The organism is Bacillus sp. FJAT-45350 (assembly GCF_002335805.1).
Classification (GTDB): domain Bacteria; phylum Bacillota; class Bacilli; order Bacillales; family NISU01; genus FJAT-45350.
In genome coordinates, this window is record NZ_NISU01000001.1 from 2677049 (window position 1) to 2700185 (window position 23137).

Annotated in this window: 18 protein-coding genes and 1 pseudogene; 5 read left to right on the forward strand and 14 right to left on the reverse strand. The window is 35.2% G+C overall.

What is annotated here, in order from left to right; all coding sequences use genetic code 11:
* The first annotated feature begins 233 nt into the window (after nucleotides 1–233).
* The gene (locus CD003_RS13430) at nucleotides 234–1349 is read left to right on the forward strand and encodes an IS4 family transposase (protein WP_096200279.1); all 1116 of its coding nucleotides are present in this window, start codon (nucleotides 234–236) and stop codon (nucleotides 1347–1349) included.
* A gap of 205 nt (nucleotides 1350–1554) precedes the next feature.
* On the opposite strand, the gene CD003_RS13435 is transcribed toward CD003_RS13430, so the two are convergent.
* Nucleotides 1555–4299: an S-layer homology domain-containing protein gene (locus tag CD003_RS13435; protein ID WP_096201610.1), complete on the reverse strand. Its 2745-nt coding sequence runs from the start codon at nucleotides 4297–4299 to the stop codon at nucleotides 1555–1557.
* A gap of 210 nt (nucleotides 4300–4509) precedes the next feature.
* On the opposite strand from CD003_RS13435, the gene CD003_RS13440 reads away from it, so the two are divergent.
* Complete coding sequence (locus tag CD003_RS13440) at nucleotides 4510–4893, forward strand: hypothetical protein (RefSeq protein ID WP_096201611.1); 384 nt, start codon at nucleotides 4510–4512, stop codon at nucleotides 4891–4893.
* Nucleotides 4894–5777: 884 nt separating this feature from the next.
* On the opposite strand, the gene CD003_RS13445 is transcribed toward CD003_RS13440, so the two are convergent.
* The 6 genes from CD003_RS13445 to CD003_RS21925 form a co-directional block, all read right to left on the reverse strand.
* Nucleotides 5778–6509, reverse strand: coding sequence for a hypothetical protein (locus CD003_RS13445; RefSeq protein WP_096201612.1), 732 nt, complete (start codon nucleotides 6507–6509; stop codon nucleotides 5778–5780).
* Between the two features lie 216 nt (nucleotides 6510–6725).
* Complete coding sequence (locus CD003_RS13450; protein ID WP_096201613.1) at nucleotides 6726–7133, reverse strand: restriction endonuclease; 408 nt, start codon at nucleotides 7131–7133, stop codon at nucleotides 6726–6728.
* Complete coding sequence (locus tag CD003_RS13455; protein WP_096201614.1) at nucleotides 7127–7393, reverse strand: hypothetical protein; 267 nt, start codon at nucleotides 7391–7393, stop codon at nucleotides 7127–7129. Before CD003_RS13455 ends, CD003_RS13450 begins: the two co-directional genes overlap by 7 nt.
* A gap of 398 nt (nucleotides 7394–7791) precedes the next feature.
* Nucleotides 7792–9372 carry a recombinase family protein gene (locus tag CD003_RS13460; protein WP_096201615.1) on the reverse strand — a complete coding sequence of 527 codons (1581 nt, stop codon included), beginning with the start codon at nucleotides 9370–9372 and terminating at the stop codon, nucleotides 7792–7794.
* Entirely contained in the window at nucleotides 9362–10843 is a 1482-nt protein-coding gene (locus CD003_RS13465; protein ID WP_096201616.1) for a recombinase family protein, read from the reverse strand. Before CD003_RS13465 ends, CD003_RS13460 begins: the two co-directional genes overlap by 11 nt.
* A 53-nt stretch (nucleotides 10844–10896) precedes the next feature.
* Nucleotides 10897–11040 (reverse strand): hypothetical protein, encoded by a 144-nt coding sequence (locus CD003_RS21925; RefSeq protein ID WP_179295552.1) that lies wholly within the window; start codon nucleotides 11038–11040, stop codon nucleotides 10897–10899.
* Between the two features lie 30 nt (nucleotides 11041–11070).
* On the opposite strand from CD003_RS21925, the gene CD003_RS13470 reads away from it, so the two are divergent.
* Nucleotides 11071–11469, forward strand: coding sequence for a helix-turn-helix domain-containing protein (locus CD003_RS13470; RefSeq protein ID WP_096201617.1), 399 nt, complete (start codon nucleotides 11071–11073; stop codon nucleotides 11467–11469).
* Nucleotides 11470–11644: 175 nt separating this feature from the next.
* Here the strand turns inward: CD003_RS13470 and CD003_RS13475 are convergent, their stop codons facing one another.
* The 3 genes from CD003_RS13475 to CD003_RS13485 all read right to left on the reverse strand — a co-directional run bounded on the left by CD003_RS13475 (nucleotide 11645) and on the right by CD003_RS13485 (nucleotide 13166).
* Entirely contained in the window at nucleotides 11645–12511 is an 867-nt protein-coding gene (locus CD003_RS13475) for a DUF4352 domain-containing protein (RefSeq protein WP_179295553.1), read from the reverse strand.
* Between the two features lie 85 nt (nucleotides 12512–12596).
* A complete protein-coding gene (locus tag CD003_RS13480; RefSeq protein ID WP_096201619.1) occupies nucleotides 12597–12797 on the reverse strand; it encodes a hypothetical protein in 201 nt (66 codons plus the stop codon).
* A gap of 183 nt (nucleotides 12798–12980) precedes the next feature.
* Entirely contained in the window at nucleotides 12981–13166 is a 186-nt protein-coding gene (locus CD003_RS13485) for a hypothetical protein (RefSeq protein WP_096201620.1), read from the reverse strand.
* 198 nt (nucleotides 13167–13364) lie between these two features.
* On the opposite strand from CD003_RS13485, the gene CD003_RS13490 reads away from it, so the two are divergent.
* On the forward strand, nucleotides 13365–14915 hold the full coding sequence (locus CD003_RS13490; RefSeq protein WP_096201621.1) for a recombinase family protein: 1551 nt from the start codon (nucleotides 13365–13367) through the stop codon (nucleotides 14913–14915).
* 208 nt (nucleotides 14916–15123) lie between these two features.
* On the opposite strand, the gene CD003_RS13495 is transcribed toward CD003_RS13490, so the two are convergent.
* The 3 genes and pseudogenes from CD003_RS13495 to CD003_RS13505 all read right to left on the reverse strand — a co-directional run bounded on the left by CD003_RS13495 (nucleotide 15124) and on the right by CD003_RS13505 (nucleotide 18956).
* Entirely contained in the window at nucleotides 15124–16770 is a 1647-nt protein-coding gene (locus CD003_RS13495) for a leucine-rich repeat domain-containing protein (RefSeq protein ID WP_096201622.1), read from the reverse strand.
* A 369-nt stretch (nucleotides 16771–17139) separates the two neighbouring features.
* Nucleotides 17140–18180 (reverse strand): annotated as a pseudogene (yhbH, locus tag CD003_RS13500) (sporulation protein YhbH); the annotation flags it as partial.
* A gap of 485 nt (nucleotides 18181–18665) precedes the next feature.
* A complete protein-coding gene (locus CD003_RS13505; protein WP_096201624.1) occupies nucleotides 18666–18956 on the reverse strand; it encodes a DUF3055 domain-containing protein in 291 nt (96 codons plus the stop codon).
* A 255-nt stretch (nucleotides 18957–19211) separates the two neighbouring features.
* Between CD003_RS13505 and CD003_RS13510 the strand changes: the two genes are divergently transcribed.
* Nucleotides 19212–20528, forward strand: a complete 1317-nt coding sequence (locus tag CD003_RS13510; protein ID WP_096201625.1) for a protease complex subunit PrcB family protein — start codon at nucleotides 19212–19214, stop codon at nucleotides 20526–20528.
* A gap of 508 nt (nucleotides 20529–21036) precedes the next feature.
* On the opposite strand, the gene CD003_RS13515 is transcribed toward CD003_RS13510, so the two are convergent.
* Entirely contained in the window at nucleotides 21037–22932 is a 1896-nt protein-coding gene (locus tag CD003_RS13515) for a PrkA family serine protein kinase (protein WP_096201626.1), read from the reverse strand.
* Nucleotides 22933–23137: the final 205 nt, after the last annotated feature.

Genomic DNA, 23137 nt, shown 5'->3' on the forward strand with positions numbered 1-23137 from the left:
ACCAAGCCAGAGTTAAATTTCTTCACCAATAGTTCCAGATTGTTGAAGAACGATTAGTCTACTACATAGCTTATTCAATATTTATAATCAATCACTAGTGTTGCATTAATTAATTTCAAATATTAAAAAGACTCAAAATCTTCAATAATCTCATTTTACGCACAGAAAAAGTCCTTTATAATGGATAAGTCAGGTGGTAACCCGTCCAAATCCACTAAAAAAGGACTCACACTATGGACAAGATTACACGAAAAACTTCATTTGGACAATGGTTTTCACCCATTAACCTTCAATTATTTGAAGAAAACGTGAAAACGTTGAAATTAGATTACTATACAAAAAAGTTAACGACCGAATCATTTCTAAAATTACTTCTTTTTGCACAACTTCAAGAAATCGAAAGTCTTCATGCACTGGGCGATAGTCTTTTTGATGACAAGCTGCAAAAAGAAGTTAACCTAGATTCTATCAGTATCTCTCAGCTATCACGGCGATTAAATAATATGAATCCTGACTTATTTCAAAAGCTTTTCTTAGATCTAGTAGCACAAATTCATGTCAAAACACACCCTACAAAACTGATTATGCCGTTAAAAATCATTGATTCAAGCACATTGCCACTTAATTTGACCCATCATAAATGGGCTAAGTTCCGCAAAACAAAAGCGGGAGTTAAGGTGCATTTGCGTCTTGTGTTTATGGAAAATGGACTTTCCTATCCTGAAAAAGCTGTTATTACAACGGCAAAAGAACACGATCGTGGTCAACTTGAAGTGATGATTGATAACAAAGAATGCATGTATGTGTTTGACCGTGGTTACCTTGATTACGAGCGATTTGATCGCATGACGGATGATGGCTACTTTTTTCTTTCAAGACTACGTAAAAATGCGGTCGTACGCGAAGTTTATGAATTTAAACTACCAGAAGGTTCAGCAGTATTATCAGATCAAATGGTATTGATTGGTACAACTCAAAACCGTAGTGAAAATTACTTTCGCCTATTAAAAGTGAAGGATTCAAAAGGAAATGAGCTTCATTTAATCACTAACCGTTTTGATTTGAGTGCTGAAGAGATTTCTGAGATGTATAAATCACGCTGGGCAATTGAACTGTTTTTCAAATGGATAAAACAGCATCTCAACATTAAAAAGTTCTATGGTCACAGCGAATGGGCGATTCAAAATCAAGTGTTTATTGCACTGATTGTTTTTTGCCTGCATGTTCTCGTTCAAATCGAAACGAATAGCAAGCGAAAAACCTTACAAATTAGCCGTTATTTAAGGGCTGCGCTATGGAAACCAGCGTATATCTGGATTCGAAAAATTGAAGGAAAAGCAGTCCCTTAATAAACAAATTGTCGTCGTTACTTATGCTCAATTGTAAAAAAAATCCAAATGGATGGAACCACCTTTGGTTAGGTATTTCCTTTTTTGGCTCTAAGCAGAGAAAACATTAAAACTGAAAATTCCAACAATATTTATGCAACACTAGTGATAATCAATATAAAGAAAAAGACTGCGGATTAAGTCCACAGCCCCTTCATTCATACTTCTATTTTCTTATTACTGCTTTTTCTACTTCTTCATATGCCCAATGATTTAATGTAACATCTGGGAAAGTTGGTATTTCAACGCTATACGGACTAATGTCGAATGCGTTGTTTAAAATAACGACCGATTCTGCTCTCGTTACATTTCCATTTGGACGGAAAGTTCCATCGTTGTAGCCACTTACAATATCTGCTTCTTTTACAGCTGCGATTTCTCGAACTGCCCAGTGTCCTGTAATGTCTTGGAAGGCATTTACACTATCATTCACTGTGCCTAGCTCTAGCTCAAGATACCTTGCCACAACAGTCGCAATTTCTGCTCGCTTCATTGGAGCATTCGGGTGAAACTGACCTTCAAGGTCTCCTCGCATTAAGCCTACATTTTTTACAAATTCAATCGAACCTGCTGCCCAGTGAGAAGTTGCTACATCTGGGAATGGCTTTTCTGTTGCAGTTTGTGAATCAACGAAGCCTAAGTTACGTGCAAACATCATCGCCATTTCAGCTCGAGTGATTGAATGGTTTGGTCTAAACGTTTCATCTTCAAAGCCTTTAATGTAGCCTCTTTCCATTGAATCATCGATCAATTCTTCCCAGCCTTCTAAATGAAGAATGGTAAACGTACTGAATTTGTTAACACCAAATTCTAAGCCTAATTGATCTTGCTTATAATCTACAACATTTGCACGAATGAGCTTTCTTTCACCATCACTGTGCTCTGCGAAAATCACCAAATTATTCAAGAAACGAGTTCTTTCTTGTTCATTCGTTGGTAGCTCTACATCACGTAATGGTAAAACAAGTGTGACTGGACGATTTTGCATATTCGTTTCAATCGTCATAGGACGCGCAACTACATTTACATCACGGTCTCTTGTAACTTCTTGAACTATCTGTTCGACTCGTGCTCGATTTTCTACTTCTTGGCGCTGATCCACTCCTTTCACAGGAACTAAACGGAAATAGAGATCCTCATCAAAATCATCTAGAGAAGACTCTGGAATGGTAATTCGGACATTTTCTGTAGAAATCTCTAAGTTTACATCTGAGTCTCCTAAATCTCTCATTGCCTCATTCGGAACAGAAAATTCGATCTCAGACACTTCATCATTTGCATCTGGTATCACAATCCGTGCTGTGTTTTGTTCTGCCTCTCTCACGGCTTCTATCGTTTCTCGGACTCTTTCTGATGTAAAACTGACTTGATCTCGTACTCTACCGTCTGTTTCTCTTGTTCTCGTAATCGGTGTTTCATTAACAACTATACCCTCATTCACAAGACCCGTTTCAACGGGAACTGTGATTTGTTCAGTGGTAGGTGCTGTTGTTCCACCACCTCCTCCTGAGCTTCCACCAGAAGACTGGTTCATTGTCCATTTCGCATAGATCGCTGTATCCCCAGTAACCGTAGTATCGAAATCAAAGGCTGTGGTATGCGTATTATCTGTAAACCAACCTTCAAACGTGTGGTTTGCTTTTGTTGGATCTGCGGGCTTACTAACTTTCTCACCATGTGCTACCGTTTGATCTGCTACTGTACTTCCACCGGATACTTCAAACGTCACTATGTGATTTACTGGTTTATCACCACTAGATACAGCTGCCGGTCCCGACACAAAGAACGTCAATGGGAAATCTAACGTTGATGAAGCACTTGAGCTAAAAGTCGATGTCACAATAATATATCGAGTATCTGCTGTTAATTCTAACTCTACAGCTGGACACCGATCTCTAGCTCTATCTGTATTCGTTTCTGTTTCTGGTGCACAGAACGCATCTTCTGGAACGTCACCACTCTGAAATTCAGGTGATGGATTATGATTATCATCATTAAATCCTACGAAATTATTTGCTGGTTGTTCGGGATCAAATTCTCCTTCATACACCAACATAACTGTATCGATAGATGCTTGACTATTTCCAAAATGATATATTCCCGATACAGACGGGATAAATTCTTGAGTAATATAACGAAACTCATTATCCCCTGAGCTTAATGTACTTGCGTTGGTATTACTTCTTCCTAAGGTGCTATTGCTTAAACTCATTGTGTCAATTTCTGCATCTCCACTATTTAAAACGAATGTAGTGGTTACCCACGTTTGAAACTCCGCAGTAACGTTAACATCTTCATTTACATCTGTATCTGTTCGTGGGTTATCTGTTATACCATCACTCCACCGTATAAAACGATAATTTTCGTTGGGTACAGCTGTAACCTCTGTTCCATTCCCACCTTGATTCACTGCTTGTGATGTTTCGCCTTCGATCGTGCCATTCTCAGGAGCAGAATAGACTAAAATAAATGTAGAATTAAGGTTTGCATTTACTGTATACGTTTTACTAGCAGTCCCATTCTGTGCCGTAACTACAACTGGAATCGAATTGTTTCCTGCTTGCAACGAAATTGTATCTGAGGTGGTAGGAGCTCCATTTATTGTAACACTAGCATTTGGCTCTGCTGGGATTGCTGTAATTGTTAACTGTGAAGTGTTTAAGTTAATTACATCATACGTTGTAGTATTTGCATCGAACTCAGAACTCAACTCCCCAGCACTTACCGTTAAGCTAGACAAGTTAGCATCATTAGAAAGTAGAGGTTGAGCAGATGGTGATAATTGCACCCCAGCTTCTGGTACATTTTCCATTCCTTCAGCTAATACACTTCCTGGCATCATGGAAATTTGAAACATGCTAACTAACATTATTACGATCAAAAACCATGTAAAACCTTTCTTGTTTTTCATTACATGTTATACCTCCATACCTCATTAAATTTTAACCAATATTTTGATAATACCCTTCTTTTATCTAGTTGCCTAGTTACTTTTAGTCATAATTTTATTTAATCGCATTAAATAAAATTCCATAGTCCCCTGAATGTCATCGATACCATAATAGTGATTTCACACTCAAAGGAAACTAACTCGACTTAATTTGCGACCATGGTGCTGCGAATGTATGGAAAAAGTGCCGAAATCGAACGTCAACCTTATCCAAAAGGAACGTTAAATTATCTATTTTTTATGAACTACCCTTTTTCTTCAAGTACGCAGACCATATTCACTCGTGTTCAAGTGGCAGAACTTATTTCAGGCAGTCAAGGTGTGAATTTAAAAGGTGACGATGCCATTAAATTCTTACTCGTAAATGATATAACCAGAGGAAAAGTAGAAAGTGCTCCAACAGTAGCTAACTACAAAGGTGGAGAGCGCCTAACAAGCGGTGGAGCAGTAGCATTCCTATTAAACGCTCGTAATAATGGAACAGCGGACTTGCAGCGTAAGCCAGAGCTTACTACTGATCTAACAGAAATCCACAAAAAATATATAACGAAATGATTCAAAGAATTATAGGCATTAAAAAAGTAAAGCGTTTTCCAATGGAAAAATAGACTATTTCCGCTCAGTTGCTTCAAAGTATAATTTAAGAATATAACCTTACACATCAACTTCATCTGCAATAATCGTTAGAAGTGGAGAGTCTTATATTATCTTAGACAATGCAACTACTCATATAACTATTGATAACCCAAACAAAGCTATGGCTGACGCTGTTCAAGAATTGTTAGAAAGACAAGGAATAGTATTCCTAGATAAGTTTTTATACGAAATGACGAAAGTAAATAGAGGTCACTTTATGGAAGCAAACACTGGCTCAGGCTTTTTCGTAGTTTCAAAGAGAGACAACATATCAACAATATATATTATCCGCGTTTTAAATGAAATTAGCATGATATTTTTTGGGAACAAAACCTAAATTTTTCTACGGTAAGCAGCAGAATTAGGGTACTATATCCCCTTCTTGTTTTCTAACTTTTCAATTTTTATTATACTAACTCACCATTCCTAAAAAAAACCTTACTGCTATTTCTAATTTATAATTTTCGAACTTCGTCTTTAAGATTTTCAATTTTTTGTTGCAGTTTTTTCACTGGCTATGAAATCCTAAAATTAAGCTACCAATAATTTCTACAATTCCACTAGTAAAATACAATAACAATGCATTATCAAACACATAGAACAACTACTAAGTTAAATTTCCTATACTTTGTATAAAATTCTACCAAAAAGGTTCATGTCTTCGACAATCTGGACCTATTGTTAAAGATCTTATAAACCAGCAACCCTATAATAAGCATTTTAATTTGAACCATCGGCTCTTCTTTTCTAAAAAAACTTTTGACTTTGACTGTTATTGATGGGGAAATACCCATCAATAACAGTCATTTAACCCATGAATACCCTAGGTTAAAATTATCTAATGGATCAATATTGTTTTCTTCTAAGTAATTTTTTATATTGGGTATCGATATATCAATTAACTGGTTGTAAAAACCGATTGGATAAAATATTTGCCAAGGTGCTCTTTGGGATTTTAGTTCACCTGATTCCAAATATATTTGTCTAAGTGGTACATAATGAGGCTCAGAGTTATCAAATAATTTGATTGAAATACCTGATGGTCTCATTTCATGGACTAAACTATTTCTTAACCTCCACATTAAATTACAATGTTTAAAATGACTTAATGTAATTTTCTTCACCATATTTCCTTTTAGCACTAACCCTTGAGGCCACAGGTTCTGAACTTCTTCAAATAAAGGATCGTATTTGAACGAGATCGGTTGAGACCTTGGCCAATCCAACATTTTATTTTCACAAAAACTTTTCAATGGACTTAATTTAGGACTATTTTCTACTTCTAAAGTTAATATAATTTGTTGCATACTAACTCTATTGGCATCTTCCCATTCACTAAAATTTTCAATGAAATGCAGAAACCTTTGTCGCTTACTTAAATTTTGACTACCATAAATTCCATTTGCTATCATCTCAATCAAATTAAAGAGTAATGACTTTTGATGATTTTCTAAATGCTTATCGCCCTTTAACAAGTTTATCGATGTTTGATATTCCTCAATTGCAGAAAAGAACCTCTTCCTATTTCCAATCAAAGATTATTCCCCCTAACCAATTGAAAAATAATTAAGGAAAAAGTACAACTCATCCTTAACTAAAGATTACTTCACCTGCTCCTCTAGCACCTCTTTTAAAAACTCGATCGTACTTTCTTCACTCGGATCATTAGTGCCAAGTTCGTCGCAGAAGCTTGGGAGGTGACGGACTGTTTATCAGTACTACTATTCATTTTACGTATTTTTACCAATACATTACCCTACAAGTCCTAACTTTTTCGCTTCTTTCTCCTGCCACTTTACTATTCGATCCACAACCCAATTTTCGCCTCTACAATTAATTTTAAATTTATCCGCTTCTTTCAATGCTTCTTTTGTATAGCCTGTTGTTGTAATGAACATAGCAAGTGGACAACTATGGTTACGCTTGGCAGAATTAAGTTCTCTAATTTCTTTAACTGTTATTTGATTACCTGAATTGATGTAGTGTTTTATCTGAATAGCCTCGTCTGCTTTGTCTCGGAAGTTATAAATGATTAAATCGACTCCACCATCTGCCCCTTCGGAAGTTTCCCTTGGTTTATATCCTCTCGCCTTAAAGTAGTGAAAACAGAGACGTTCAAATTCTCTCCATGATAATTTCTCTAAAGGGGTTATTAAAATCTCATTATCTGAACGTAACCGTTTCTGGGAGCTAGTGCTGGCTGAACTCTTTTTATTTTGGGATGCTTTTTTCTTTTTCTGTTTTTTTCAGGTATCAATTGGTGTACTAACAAGTGAATAATTAGAGGGCCCACAATTACTAAACCGAAAAAGAGAAATAAATTGTTACTCTCTAGAAGAAACCAGTACGTTGCAAGAGCAATAATCATGTATAGTCCAGTCAAAACATTTGAAAGGTTATTTTTTTCTTTTTTCGTCATCAAATCATCCTCCATATTGCTTTAATTTATTTCTGATTAATAAAACATCAATTACTTCCTTACACTTAATTCGACAATATCTCCCATAATCCTCCATATATTATTCTCTAAAATATAGTGACACCCAATAACCGAGAAATCCCACTCAAAAACTTTTTCTCCCCACCCAATCGCCGAGACGTTTATTCCCCTGAACAATTGACCATAATAACAAATAAAGGACTTGTCCAATGTTCTCAAGGGACAAGTCCAAATCCAGTTATATTACACTCGGTTATAAGGTAAATGCGCTATAGCGCATTTACCTTATGACCGAGAAAATTATTCTCGGTTATTTTTATTTTTGCCGAATAACCGAGAAATTGTTGCATATAAATAGCCACCATTTTAACAGGTGGCTAAAGAGGTAATGTTAATTGGTTTGACGCTTTTTTACGTTTGCTGTCAATTCGAAGTTGATATTCAACCTTATGTTCAGAATCAATTGTGATTCTCTTAACTAACGGAAGGAACAAACGCCTTAATGCCATTGAATCAATTTTATTTCGGTCAATCATGACATCATCAAGGATGACTTTCCAAGCTTGCCGTTTTAGTTCAGCATTTTGCTTAAGTTCAATTTCTTTATGCTTACTTTCCATAATATTGTTTGTATTGTCAATACGTCTGCTGGTGTCTTGGTTTAAGATGGACAGAATTTTAATTATCTTTTCTTGCTCATTATATTTGTCCTTATCTTTTGTTTCTCTATTTATTCTCATATAGTTTTGTAGGTTAGTTTTAACTCTTGATTGTTTTACTACATAATCAGACAGTTGCTTTTCTAGACTTTTAATATCTTCCTTAAGTTTGATAACTTCATTTTGAAGCTGAGTGCTAACTTGATTGTACACTTGTTCAAACGTCATTGTTCGAACGTCTAAAAGAATAGGGTCTGTAAGCTGTTTATCGATAGATGATGCATCAACCTTTAGTCCACAAGTGGAGCAAATGTAGAATTTACCTCCATAAACTTTACCCTTATTACTTTTTGTCCGTTGATCCTTTGTAGTAAATGTACAATTACATTTTCTACAGACTAAAAGATCCTTTAGCAAATAGCTTGTTTTTAATGATTTTGGACTGACCTTATTTTTTCTACGGTCCTGATAGATGTTCCAACAAAGTCGCCACTCTTTTTTTGTTATAACAGGCTCGATATAACTAGATGGTGATAAAACCCATTGGTCAAAGTCATTAATGGATGTTGTACTCCATTTACTTCGCTTATTCCAACTTACGTATCCAGCATAGAAGGGGTTAATGACAATGCTTTTTACTTTATCTTTAGTCCATTCCTTGCCTTTGTTAACTTCTGGTGGAAGTATCTTTGCTATTGAAGCAAAACCTTCACCTTTTTTATAAAGGTTGAATATTTTCTTTACTATTTCTAACTCTTCTTCATATGAATCAAATGCTCGCTTTTCTTTATTGTAACTAAAACCATATGGTGCATTACCGCCTGAGAAGTAGCCTCGTGCTACACGCTTTTCTAATCCATTATATGTGCGAGTTCGAATATTTTCTGCTTCGTACTTAGAAAAGCTATCCTGTAGTAGCTGCGAAAGGCTATTGATTTTAGTGTCATATTGAATTTCTGGTGTACTCATAACAATGGGGATATTGCAGTTTTGCATAATTAACTTTATTTGAATGTGTTCTAGTGGATCTCTTGCTAGGCGGTCAGAGTTTTGAACCGCAATAAAATCAAATTTATTAAATCTTGCATCTGTTAAAAGTCTCTGTAGTTGCACTCGTTCCTCTATCTTGTTGTTCATTGCTGATACACCAGCATCTAAATATCTTTCAATAATGGTGCATTTATATTTATTTACTAACATATCAACCGAATACATTTGTGTATCCATATCTTGCTGTTTAGTAGAATGGCGCCCATAAAAAGCACCTTTCATACCTGGTTTAAGAACGTCACTCAGCATCTTCTCTCGCCTCTTTCACTTGGAGAAATGGGTGTTTGAAGGTGATATCAATTGAAAATGGGCTGACTACTACTTTGTAAACAAGCTCATGTAGTAGTTCCAACTTTTCTTCAAATTCTAATTCTAAGAAGGAGGGGCGTATAGTCACGGTCCTATGTATAGAAGTTATCCTTTCTTTGACATCACCTTCTTTACTGAGCTGATTAAATAAATTCTCTTGACTAGCTTTTTCTAAAAGAAGTTTATCGTATAAGACCATTAACTTTGATTGATGAGATTGCTTGACTTGTTCGTTCATATCATTTTCAATCCATTTCTCAGCTTGCCTAACAATCTGATTATTAATCTTGTTAACCGTATCATCATGCTTTTTTAATGTCTGTTTCAAGGTAAGGAGATAATTTGCGTGGTATCTATCAAATAGTCCTTTAAAGTTTGATCTAATAAGACTTTCAAAAAAGTCGATGCAAGCAGCATACACAGTTTCTTCAATCTGCTCTTTATTAACTTTTACTTCTTTATGCTTACCGTTCTTACATTTATAAAGGATGTTTTCCTTTTTCCTTGCTTTATTAGGGATAAGGGGCTTATTACACTCTGAGCAAAACAGAAGATCTTTGAGAAGATAGTCTACTGATTTCGTATCATAGTTCATTTTGTTTGTTGCAGGAGAGATTGTCTCTAAAATCTCATTAGCCTTCTGCCATTCATTTTGAGTAATGATAGCTAATTCCTCGATGGGTTTTTCAAGTTTAACATTATTGATATTTAAAGTACGCAGTCCCATATATGTCGGGTTCATAATGACTGATTTAATCATTTGTACAGTCCATATATCACCATTCTTTGTAATACCAAAGTCACGGATCACTTTTTTGAGTTGATTTAAATTTTGATATTTTCCACTTAGTAGTTCTTTATAGATTTGCTTAATATCATTTAGCTCTTCTTCGTTTCGAATAATTACATCCTTTTGTTTGTCATGTGTATACCCATAAGGCAGGATTCCAATAGTTTTACCTGACATGAAATTTGCTTTTTTTGTAGCAATAAGACGTTCAACAATCTTGTCTCCTTCTTCGTGAATCATACTGCCCATAATCGTTTCAAGTATTTCACCAACAGCATGATAAACCATCGGTGGCTCATTATCAGCCGTAAAAATTACTTCAACATTATTCAGTTTTAGAATTCGATAAATTTTTAGGTATTCTAGTATGTTTCTAGCCAAACGGTCTCTTTTATAAACGAATAAGGTCTTCACTTTTCTTTTTTCAATGTCAGTTAATAATCTAGATAACTCTGTTCGTTTATTCATCGGTACCTTTCTAGCTGATACATTCCTATCTGTATAGTGATCATCAATAGGAAGTAATCGGTCAATTGCTTTATCTAGAGCCATTTGTTTTTGCATATCAATTGAGTTCTCTTGCAAATTAATCGAATTACGGTAATAAGCAACAGTTTTCATAGCATCCTCCGTTTGAAATTCTGATTAATAAAACCTATGCACTAGAAATTTGACTAGTCCTTATCTTTAGAAATTTGTTCCAGTAGTTCTTTTTTCACTATCTCCATGTAAGTTTCAAACCATTGCTTAGCTGCATCTGGGTCATGTACATAGCTGATTGTTTCAATTGTTATTTCTTTTTTTTGATGTTTTTTCACAATAACTCACCCTTTCTGGAGGTTCAAAAGATGAAACACATAGGACAAAAAATACGTACAATACGAATTCAAAAAGGAATCGGATTAAATGCATTGGCAGGAAAGCTCGAAGTATCGCCTGCGTATCTCAGTAACCTTGAAACGGGCAAGACAGAAACGATTCATTTAGAGTTCCTTGAACGATTACAGAAAGAATTAAACTGCACTCCCATGGATTTATTTACTGAGGTAAACAGTTCATTATCACAAGACTACAGTGAGTTTGATTATCGAATGGAACGGTCCAAACAGCTCCTTAAACAACTTCAGCAAACTGAGCCTAAATTTGCTGATTACTTGCTAGCTGTTATGGAAAAAGGGCTAGACCTATACTCAAAGAAGGAACTACTACAACCTGAAGAGCAGATTAAGGATTGTGATTATCATTAACGAAAATGAAGGGAAGTATTCATTAAAATAAATGAGTGTTTGTTTGAGAGAATAGGGTGGTGGGGAGTTATGTAAGAAAATAAAATTAGACCAAGGTAAATTAACCTTAGTCTAATTTTATGTTTAATTAAAAACGTTTGTATGCTATTTTTAGAGACACTTTTTTGTTTATAAATTACCAAGTAATATGAAATTGGAATTCATCTATATTTATCTCCCAATCATCTGAAGATCCATCTAAGTATAAAGTAAGTTCATTATGATCTTCGAATTCTGTTACAGGGAATGAAAGTATACCTTCAGAAGATACACCTGGACGAATATCAGACTGTAATTCAGGATAATCAGAATCCCAGTTATACTCTGTATCATATTGTTTACCATCTTGAACTAACTTAGCACTATGTGACCAAAAACTAATAGATGAATCAGAATCATTTTTAATAGTTACATAGACGCGAGTATCTTTTTCTCCAAATTCAATTTTATCAATAAGTACTGTATACCCTGACTGTTCTTGTTCTTGGTCTACAAGAACTTCATATCTTGTTGGAGAAATCGCATTAATATAATCTGTAATTTCATATTTGTTTGCTTCTATTAAAGGAACAATAAGTTCAGCTCCAAATGCATTTTCACCTTTAAACTCATCCTTCACCATACCAGTTATATGAATGTAATCTCCATCAGACACTTCAAAATTTGGATCTGGTATACCAACAATAGTGTTATGATCATTTTTCTCTGGGTCAGCCCATATTTGCAGATACGTACCATCCGCATCATGTTCGACTATAAAGACTCTCCCTATGTAGTCAACATATGAACCTTTGAAATTACCTGGATTACTAAGCATTTGTGAAAATTCTTGTGGACTTAATACTTCATCTAATTCAGCTTCCACTTTTCCATTGCCTTCAGAATTTACTTCGTTATCCTGATCCCCAACAGACGGATCAACTTCTGTGCTTGTATTTTCCCCACAGGCAGTTAAAAACAATAAAGCGGCTAAAGAAAACATAAATAGTTTTAGATAGTTCATTTGACACAAGCTCCTCCCCATAATTTACCATTTCATCATACCACAGTTTGGATTTATTTGGTATTTGTTTTGTCGATAAAAACCTTTACTTACTCGTCATATATCCCAACTCCATCGAACACATCCCACATATTAGCACCTTTTTAAACTCGACATTCCCCTCTGTATCTGGATGTAGAATATGAAACGCATCAAGCTCCGATTTACTAAAATAGTTGTTATTACGGTCAACATAATAATTTTCAATGTATGAATCAAATGAACCACATTTATTGCATTTTGTCATAATAATCACCTCTAAAACTTTTATTCTTTAATTATAAGGAATACGCAAACAAAATTACATATGTTTTCCAATTAAAGTCGATAATAGTGCCCATTTATTACAAAAAACAATTATTTATCCAAACGAATAATTTCACAAAAGAAAAGAGAGCCTAACCAATAATCATATTGGCAGGCTCTTTTGCTAATCTACATCTTTGTCATCTGTCTTACATAGATGACAAGCTACAACAGCATCAACAATCGTTCTTAACACAGGGTTTTTCCTCTCCCATTCTTGTTTATACCATTCTTTCTGTTCATCCTTGTCCATTTGGGCTAGTGGAGAGTGGATAATGACGGTCGAGTTGCCAAACTGGTACTCCTTCATATGAATTCCCCCTTGCTACATTGTATGCAGCTCGTTTGTTGGGACAACCCATAGAAATTCACGAGATAACCGACGCAATAAAACGAAATCAAGACGGAATTTCAACGAAAGAAAACGATTCTTACGCATAGTTATGGTAGTACATCCTTTATAGCTGACATATACCAGTATTTGAAACTAGCGATAGTAGGTGAGTAAATGTACCGTAAATACGACCTTGATGTCTTTTTATATCTTAGAAAAAGTCGAAAAGACCTTGAAGAAGAAAGGAAAGCACAAGATGAGGGGAGAGGGTTTGATACCCTTGATAAACATCGAAAGCAGTTACTAGATTTAGCAAAAAGAGAGCGTCATAACATTATCGATATATACGAAGAAATCGTTTCTGGTGAATACATTTCTGAACGACCTATGATGCAGAAGCTCCTTCGAGAAGTTGAAACAGGTATTGCTGATGCTGTCCTTGTGATGGACATGGACCGTTTAGGGCGTGGGGATATGGTTGACCAAGGTACCATTTATCGTGTGTTCCGATTTTCTGAGACTTTAATTGTAACACCCACTGAAATTATCGACCCAAATGATGAAAATCAGGAACTAACATTTAGTATTAAGTCACTTATTGCTCGTGAAGAACTAAAAGCTATTGTCAAACGGATGCAGCGTGGGAGGAGGGCATCTGCAAATGAAGGGAAATCAATTACAAAAGCACCTCCCTTTGGCTATCTTCGAGATGAAAACTTAAAACTATATCCAGACCCTGAAAAAAGCTGGGTAGTTAAAAAAATATTTGAAATGATGGCTAGTGGTCACGGGAGACAGAGTGTGGCACAGGAGCTTGACCGTTTATCTATTAAACCACCAGAGGGTGAATACTGGAATCCATCGACTATCTCTTCTTTTCTAAAAAATGAAGTCTACCTCGGTCATATCATATGGGGGAAAATAAAGTACATTAAACGTGATGGTAAATATGAAAAAAGAAAAGTTCCTACTGAACGCTGGCAACGACATGACAATGCCCATGAACCTATTATCTCAACAGAACTGTTCGAGCAAGCTAATACTGCTCACAGCAAACGCTGGCGTCCACCAACTGTTACAACGAAAAAACTATCTAATCCATTAGCAGGAATTCTTGTCTGTGAATTATGCGGACACTCTATGCTCTATCAACCAAGAAAAGACCGTCCAAACCCACAAATTCGTTGTGTACAACCATCCTGTAAAGGAGTACAAAAAGGAGCTTCTCTAAAACTTATTGAGGAGCGAATCATTCAAGGGCTGAAAGAAATAGTTGATGCCTTTGAAATAGACGCGAGTATGATTGAGAAGAAAAAACAAGTTACCAATGAAGCACCTTTAAAAGAGAAAGCTTTAGAAAAGAAATCAGCTGAATTCGAGGAGCTTCAAAAACAAAAAAGTAGCCTCCATGACTTTCTCGAGCGTGGAGTCTACGATATTGATACATTTATGGAGAGACAGAAAGCAATAGTTGAAAGAATTAAAAAGTCTGAAGAAGAAATTAGTCAACTACAAGAGGAATTAAACAAAGAAAAACAGCAAGAAGAGAACATTAACGAGTTTGTCCCTAAAATTAAAAGTGTTCTAGATGCTTACCATGCTACAGAAGATATAGAAAAGAAAAATCACCTTCTCAAGTCTGTACTGGAGAAAGTGACTTATTTGCGGAAGAAAGAGTGGACGAAAAAGGATGAGTTTACAGTTCAATTATTTGTAAGAATCTAAATAGGATTATTATTTAGGTTGGCACTATAAATATTTAACAATATAGCTAACGAGAACTTTCCGATATTTTAAAGACTTATAGCATAAAATATAGAAGGAACTAGGAGACTTTATCGTCTTAGTTCCTTCGCTTTTAAAGTTCTATAGTATCAAGTATTCAATTTAACAAACAATTTTTTCTTGAGTATAGGTATTTTACAAGTTTGCCTTAATAAACAAGAAACCCACCAACAAATCTACTTACGTTTTCTTCAATTTTGGGGATAATAGATTCATCAATAATCGGGTTATCTTGGACATTTACCTCAGCCAAATGCGGTAAACCGAGTAAAGCTCTTAGGTCACCAACCTCATTTTTAGACATTCCTAAGATCTGTATTGAATACAATTGACTTAAGGGACTAATATCGCTAATTTGGTTGTTAGAGAAATAAAGTGTATTCAAGTTTGACAAACCTCTAATAGGGCTCAGATCTCTCAACTGATTATTACTTAAATTCAGTCTAAAAAGCTCGGTCATTCCTGAAACAGCACTGATATCACCAATTTGATTATCCGAAATATTTAGTCTTGTTAATTGCCTCATTCCAGATAATGGTTCAATGTTATTGATTTCATTATTCGATATACCGAGTTCTTTCAGCCTCCCTAAATTTCTCAGTGCATCTATTACCTGAATATTATTACTTGCAAGGTCAAGAGATTCTAACTTTGTAAGACCTCTTAGATTATCAATATTTGATATCTTATTCGAATCTAATGAAAGAGTTTCTAAGTTAGTCAAATTTTTTAAAGGACTTATATCATCAATTTGGTTGTTGAAAAGCTCCAAGTGTTTTAAACTATTAAGCTCTTCTAATACACTAATATCTTTAATTGCATTCCCACTTAAATATAGGTTTTCAATACTCTTTACATTTCCTAAGGCACTTAATGAATTTATTTCAGTAATACCTAAGTTTGATAACGTAAGTACACGTAAATTTTGTGATTCTTTTAATGCTTCACTTAACATATCTACTTGGTGAAGTTTGCCACCTACTATTTTTAATTGTTCAAGGTTTTTTATATCTTCTAACAAACTGTAATCATCAATATACTCATTATTCAAACTCAAATCAGATAAACCTTTTATTTCTGTTATGACAGAAAGACCATTAACTGAACTACTATCTAAATAAAGACTTTCAAGATTTTCAGCGTACTGTAATCCTGAAATATCACTGATTGAAATAGAATCAATTGAAAAACCAGTGAGTCCCTTTAGATGCTCTTGTGTTATTGGACCCGAATGTCCTGTATGTGGGTTTGGAGTGTATACTCCCATGCTATCAAAAGACCCTGCCGGACCAAATAACTGATTTTTAATCATATCCTCCAAATGTGGATCAGAAAAATGAATGATTAATTTATTTCCTTGTTTTGTAGCGTTAACATGGACGGTCAAGTTTAATTCTTCTTTAGAAATTTGTACGACCCGCTTTTCTCCATCCCATGAAACATCTGCACCCAATGTTTCACTTACAAACCTAACTGGTACTCTTGTCCTTGAATGAAGTAACAATGGCGGTACATCAACTTCAATACTTTCCCCATTTACTAAGACATCCTTAGAACCAATTTGAAGTTCTACTACAACACCTTCTTGCTTAGCAGTTATAGTTTGTGTCGACTGATCCCAATTTACTGTCGCTCCTAATTGTTCAAAGATTTCTCTCATCGGTAACATAGTTCTATTGTCGATAGTAATACCATTATGTAATTCAACATTCTCAGCTGCTGAACTAGAAGAAGGGAACAGCATAGATAGAACTGACATACTGAATACTACATATAAAACTATTAGATTCTTCATAACATTACCTCCATTTATTTATTCATCAAGTAAAGATGCTACCCTATGGTATGTATTCTATTTGCATATCAAATTGTTTTACCTCTACTAAAAATCATTCTAAGATTAGTGAAAAGCTTTATGTATTAAATACCTCCTCTATACCACAATTGAATAAGAAACTATTTCTCGCATTATATACAAATAAATTTTTTTATTCTGAAATAGTATCTTATTGTTTAGGCGTAGTAATGCTTGTATACTTTTTTAATTAAGTTTAAAATCTAAATCCACTACTACTCTACCATATTTAGCCAAACAAAAAAACACTTCCTCCCAGAAAGTGCTCCCCGCCTAATCTCATATTCTATTTTGGGTATATGCTAGTTAACTATACTGATTCACTTCCCCATACCCAAACATGCTCGATACCTCCATCAGTTCATTCACTAGCTTTAAGCAACGTGCATTATCTGATGTTAGGTTATCCCCATCTGAGAAGTGGAATGGGTAGACATTATAACGTTTTGGATCATATTTATTCTCTATTAGTTCTAATGCTTTTCGGTAGGCTGATGAACAAATCGTACCACCTGATTCACCTTTAGAGAAGAAATCTTCTTCTGATACTACTTTTGCTTCGGTATGGTGAGCGATGAATTCGATATCGACTGTTTCATATTTCGTTCGTAGAAAACGTGTCATCCAGAAGAAGAAGCTACGTGCCATATATTTTTCCCAACGGCCCATTGAACCACTTGTATCCATCATTGCAAGAACAACTGCTTTTGATTCTGGACGCACTGTTTCATTCCATGTTTTAAATCGTAAATCATCATTATAAATTGGATTGAGGCCTGGTTTTCCTTCCAAGGCATTTCTCTTAATTGCTGTAAGAATCGTGCGGCGTTTATCAATATTACCCATTAGACCCTTTTTCCTAATATCGTTGAATTCAATATCTTCAACAATAATTTCATCCTGCTCTTTCTGTTGCAAATTAGGGAGCTCTAGTTCTTTAAATAACATTTCCTGTAGCTCAAGGATAGAAACCTCTGCTTCATAATAATCTTCACCTTTTTGATTACCTGCTCCTTGCCCTTTGCCTGGACCTTGCTGTCTGTTTTGTGGTGCATTTGGGTCTTTAGCTACTACATCCCCTACTTTACTGTCACCTTTACCTTGACCTACATGTTTGTTTTTGTCATAGTTGTAACGGATTTTATATTCGTCTAATGAGCGAATTGGTATTTTAATTACTTCTCTTCCATTAGACATGATGATATTTTCTTCACTCACAAGGTCTGGAAGGTTCCCTTTTATCGCATCCTGTACCTTTTCTTGGTGTCTTCTCTGGTCTTGGTATCCTTTACGATGGAGGGACCAATTCTCCTGAGAAATGACATAATTACTCTCGTTGTTCTTTTTCATAGCCTTTCCCCTCCTTAAGAAGAGTTGTATGATGGTGTCTTCTCTCGAAATAAGCTTTCCGTAATATCGAGAGAAATCTTTCTGAGCAAAAAGAGTCCTAGAATCGATTCATAGGTAAAAAAACAACCTCTTTGAATAACTTTAACTATTCACGCTTTTGAAGACTTTTCATATACTACTCTCGAGTCGACGGCTTAAACTTATAAAGGCTAAATCCAAATTAGAAAGTTTTAATAAAAGTAGAAACAAGTAGCTCTTACTCTATCCTATGCAGTGTACGAACAGAGTTGCTAATAAATTCTGACAAATTATCACTTATCCACTATTTGTACATGCCTAATTTTAACTGAAACTACTGTGTTGTCGTATGTTTCTACTGTTAGAATCTTTTACAAAGAAAGTATCCTATAAACAAGAGTTATTTATAAAAATAGAAAAGCCACTTCAACAGTGAAGCGGCTTTTCTCATCTATCCTCTATAACGATTAATACTGTGATTTGAACGGCATATCTGGTATGTTCTCTAATAAAAACGCTGTCACTTTTTCTACTTCTTCTTGACTACATACCCCAAGTAAGGAACATAGCTTCTCAGGTTCGTGAATGTCCTCTGAATCAAGGAGAGCTGAACGACCTGACTGTATACAAACGACAAGTGTTTTTCCAAAAAATAATGTTGTAAACACAATCGCAAAGTCATACCGCTTGTCATTGGAGATAAAACCAACATGATGCATATTCACTTCTTCGTGTTCAGCATACAATTTTTCATACATAATGACTTCCTCCTATTCTCAGGTTACAGGTTAATTACCCAATAGTAGACAAGCCTAAACATTTCGGTTAATAGATGGAGAGAAATTATATCGATAGTTAAAGGACTTTGGAATGTGCATGTTGTAATTAAATAGTGAAAGAATTATGTAACTTTTTCCTTTAAAGAACGTCTTATTATATTAATGGTCTATTATTACACATATTTTCATATAGTTTGTCGTTATCATATCAAAGAACTTAAGGATGGGATTTAAATGAGACTCTGTGTTTCAATTCTAATAGTCTTTTGGGGCTTATTTACACTTGGAGGCCTAGTCAGTCATGCAAATACAATTACTGAAGATGTTACATATTTGATAGAAGATGAAGAAATTAAATTATCATGGGGGGAGAAGCCAACAAGTGGTTACGATATTCAAATTCTTGACCTAGAATTTGAAGAGAATAACCTTTCTATACTTTACCGGTTAATAGAACCAAACCCTGATGAGCATCATCTAACAGTCATTACTTATCCTACAGCTACAGCAAAGCTACCTGTTGATAAAGAAAAAATAACACAGATCACTTTAATGGATGTGGCAGACTTTATTGAAAAAGCACAAACAAAAAATGTAGAAGCCTACAAAACATGGTCAATTACCTTCAACCAAGAATTAGATTATCGAGCAGTTACCCAAAATACATTATTTGTAGTTGATTCTGAAGGTGAAAGAGTCGACAATTTAGTCATTAATGAAGGAAAAACAATTCGAATTCATCCTCCATTTGACCATTATGAATACGGAGAAACATATACGTTATATGGCACGCAAGGATTAACGTCAGTATCTGGTAATCAACTAAATAATGGCTTTCGAATGAGCTTCACGATTCGAACTCCAAAACCAGTTCCATCAGAAGATGATGAAAATACTATTGTTCTTACCTATTCCTTTAATGATTCATTAGATGGATGGATTAGTGGGTTTTCTGATTTACCTGTGGATTATAATGAAGAATTATACGATTTACGATCGGGTCACGAAAAACTGCCAGAAGAGCTTCAAAAAAATAAGTATGGTTTCTTAATTAGCGGTCAAAATGCCAGTGACGATTTGTTTATGTTTTTAAAAAGAAAGGTAGGTAAAGATGAAGGGTTAGAGCCTCATACGACCTATGATGTGCGCTTTGAAGTACATTTTGCTACAAATGCCCCTGCTAATGCCTTTGGGATAGGCGGTGCCCCTGGTGAAAGTGTTTACGTAAAAGCTGGAGCCACAGTTGAGGAGCCTATTGTTGAGGCAGTAAATGGCTATTATGAACTATCTATTGATAAAGACAATCAAGCAGGTTCAGGAACAGATGCTATTGTAATTGGGAATGTCGCTAAACAAAGTGAAGAATTCAATGAATTGTATGAGCTAAAGACAACGGAAAACTTAACTTTACCAGTAACACTCACGACAAATGAAGATGGGGAAGCATGGATTATTGTAGGAACAGATTCTGGATTTGAAGGGACTACCGCCCTATACTATACAACAATAAAGGCTCTATTCACGAAAATTGAACCATCCTCAGTCAATTAAGGCTGAGGTTTTTTCTAGCAACAACTAAAAAGCGACCTTCTATCTTATTGCAGATAAAAGGTCGCTTACCCTATTTCTTCTTCAACCATTCTTATTTAAATTCCTTTCTTCTCAATTATGAGATTATTTTCAATGCTGCTCGGTTCCCGTGTATCAAATCTTTATGATACACTTCGCTCACCTACTTCATTGGATTCACACCCTTTCTTATCACTGATTTATGTACTACCGAAGAGGAACAAGCACTTCATCTTCTTTCTCCTCCCTTCGTTTATTATAGTTGTTGTTCTGGCTTGTCTTTATATTACTGAATATTTTATATTTTGTAAATATTCAAATAACTTATTTTTAGTCAATATTCCAATGATATCACTCTTATACTTCCTATTCCTTCAACTATCTAACTATTTCACAAGAACAAAATCCATAAAGTAGAATTTGTTGATGCTAAACAACAAAAATAAAGGATAGTCTCCTCCTTAACAGGTAGAAGCTATCCTTTATTCTATTACCTATTTAATAAACTTCCAACATAACGAATCAATTCATTAGCTGAGACAGAGTTGTAGCCATGCTCATCAATTAGTCTAGCAATAACTTCATTTACTTTCTTCAGCTGTGACTCGTCTGGAGTCTTTGATGACGTTGTAATCTTTACAATATCCTTTAAATCTGCAAATAGCTTCTTCTGAATTGCTTCACGTAATCGCTCATGAGAATTATAATCAAATTTCTTCCCTTTTCTCGCATAGGCAGAAATTCGAATTAAGATTTCTTCACGAAACGCTTTTTTCGCATTTTCAGAAATACCAATCTGTTCTTCAATTGAGCGCATAAGCTTCTCATCTGGGCTCATTTCATCACCTGTTAATGGGTCACGTAATTTGTTCTTATTACAATATGCTTCCACATTATCAAGATAATTTTCCATAAGAGTTTTTGCTGACTCATCATAAGAGTAAACAAACGCCTTCTGCACTTCTTTCTTCGCAATATCATCGTACTCTTTTCTTGCTACTGAAATAAAGTCCATATAGCGGTCTTTGTCTTCTTTAGAAATAGAAGCGTGATGGTCTAACCCCTCTTTAATGGAACGTAAGACGTCAAGAGCGCTAATAGACGTAAGCTGTTTACGAATGATAGCTGATGATATTCTATTAATGACGTAACGTGGGTCAATCCCTTCCATACCCTCATCAGAGTACTCCTTCTTCAGTTCCTCAACATCCTGGACATTGAATCCTTCTACCATTTCACCATCATAAAGTCTCATCTTCTTCACTAAATCTATACCCTGCTTCTTAGGGTCTTTTAACCTGGTTAAAATAGTAAAGATAGCTGCAACCTTTAACGCATGTGGAGCAATGTGTACATTCGCAAGGTCACTATCTTTTATCATCTTCTGATAAATTCTCTCTTCTTCCGATAACTTTAGATTATAAGGAACTTTCATAACAATAATACGAGAATGAAGCGCTTCATTTTTCTTGTTAGAGATGAAATTCTTATACTCCGATTCGTTTGTATGGGCAATAATCATTTCATCTGCTGAAATTAAAGCAAAACGCCCCGCCTTAAAGTTACCTTCTTGTGTAAGAGAAAGTAGATGCCAAAGGAATTTTTCATCACATTTAAGCATCTCCTGGAATTCCATAACCCCACGGTTTGCCTTGTTAAGCTCCCCATCAAAGCGATACGCTCGTGGGTCTGATTCAGAACCAAATTCGGCAATGGTTGAAAAGTCAATACTACCTGTTAAGTCTGCAATATCCTGTGATTTAGGATCTGATGGGCTAAACGTACCAATCCCTGTTCTCCTATCTTCAGAGAAGAAGATTCTTTCTACCATCACATCTTCAATCCTACCACCATACTCTTTTTCTAAACGCATCATATTTAGAGGTGACAAGTTCCCCTCTATTTTAATGCCATACTCTTCGTAAAATTCTGCTCGTAAATGCTGTGGAATTAAGTGTAGTGGGTCTTCATGCATTGGGCACCCTTCTATTGCATATACAGCTCCCTCATCAGTTCGAGAATATTTCTCTAATCCCCTTTTGAGCATTGTTACTAATGTTGACTTACCACCACTTACAGGCCCCATTAAGAGTAAAATCCGCTTTCTTACATCAAGACGTTTTGCTGCCGAGTGAAAATACTCCTCAACAAGCTTTTCAATCGATTCTTCTAGCCCATAAATTTCTTCACTAAAGAAATTATATCTTTTAACACCATCTACCTCTTCAACACCTGCATCTTTAACCATATTATATACACGTGAATGTGCAGTTTGAGCTACATTTGGACTTTCTCTAATAATTTCTAAATACTCCGCAAAGGTTCCACGCCATGTTAACCTTTCTTCTTCTTCCCTAAACTCTCTAACCTTACCTAGAATATCCATGTGTGTGCTCCTCCTTTCAAGTCTCCTCCAATGGGCTAGGCTTATTAAATCCTATGCACTAATACCCCTGAACATGCTCGAACTTTCTTGTAAAAAAAGTAAAACTCATGTAACAACCTTGATTCTCCATTTATACGTGATAGAAACGAGATATATAACTATTTCCAACCAAATAGTAATGACGGTATTTTTATTAAAATGGTAA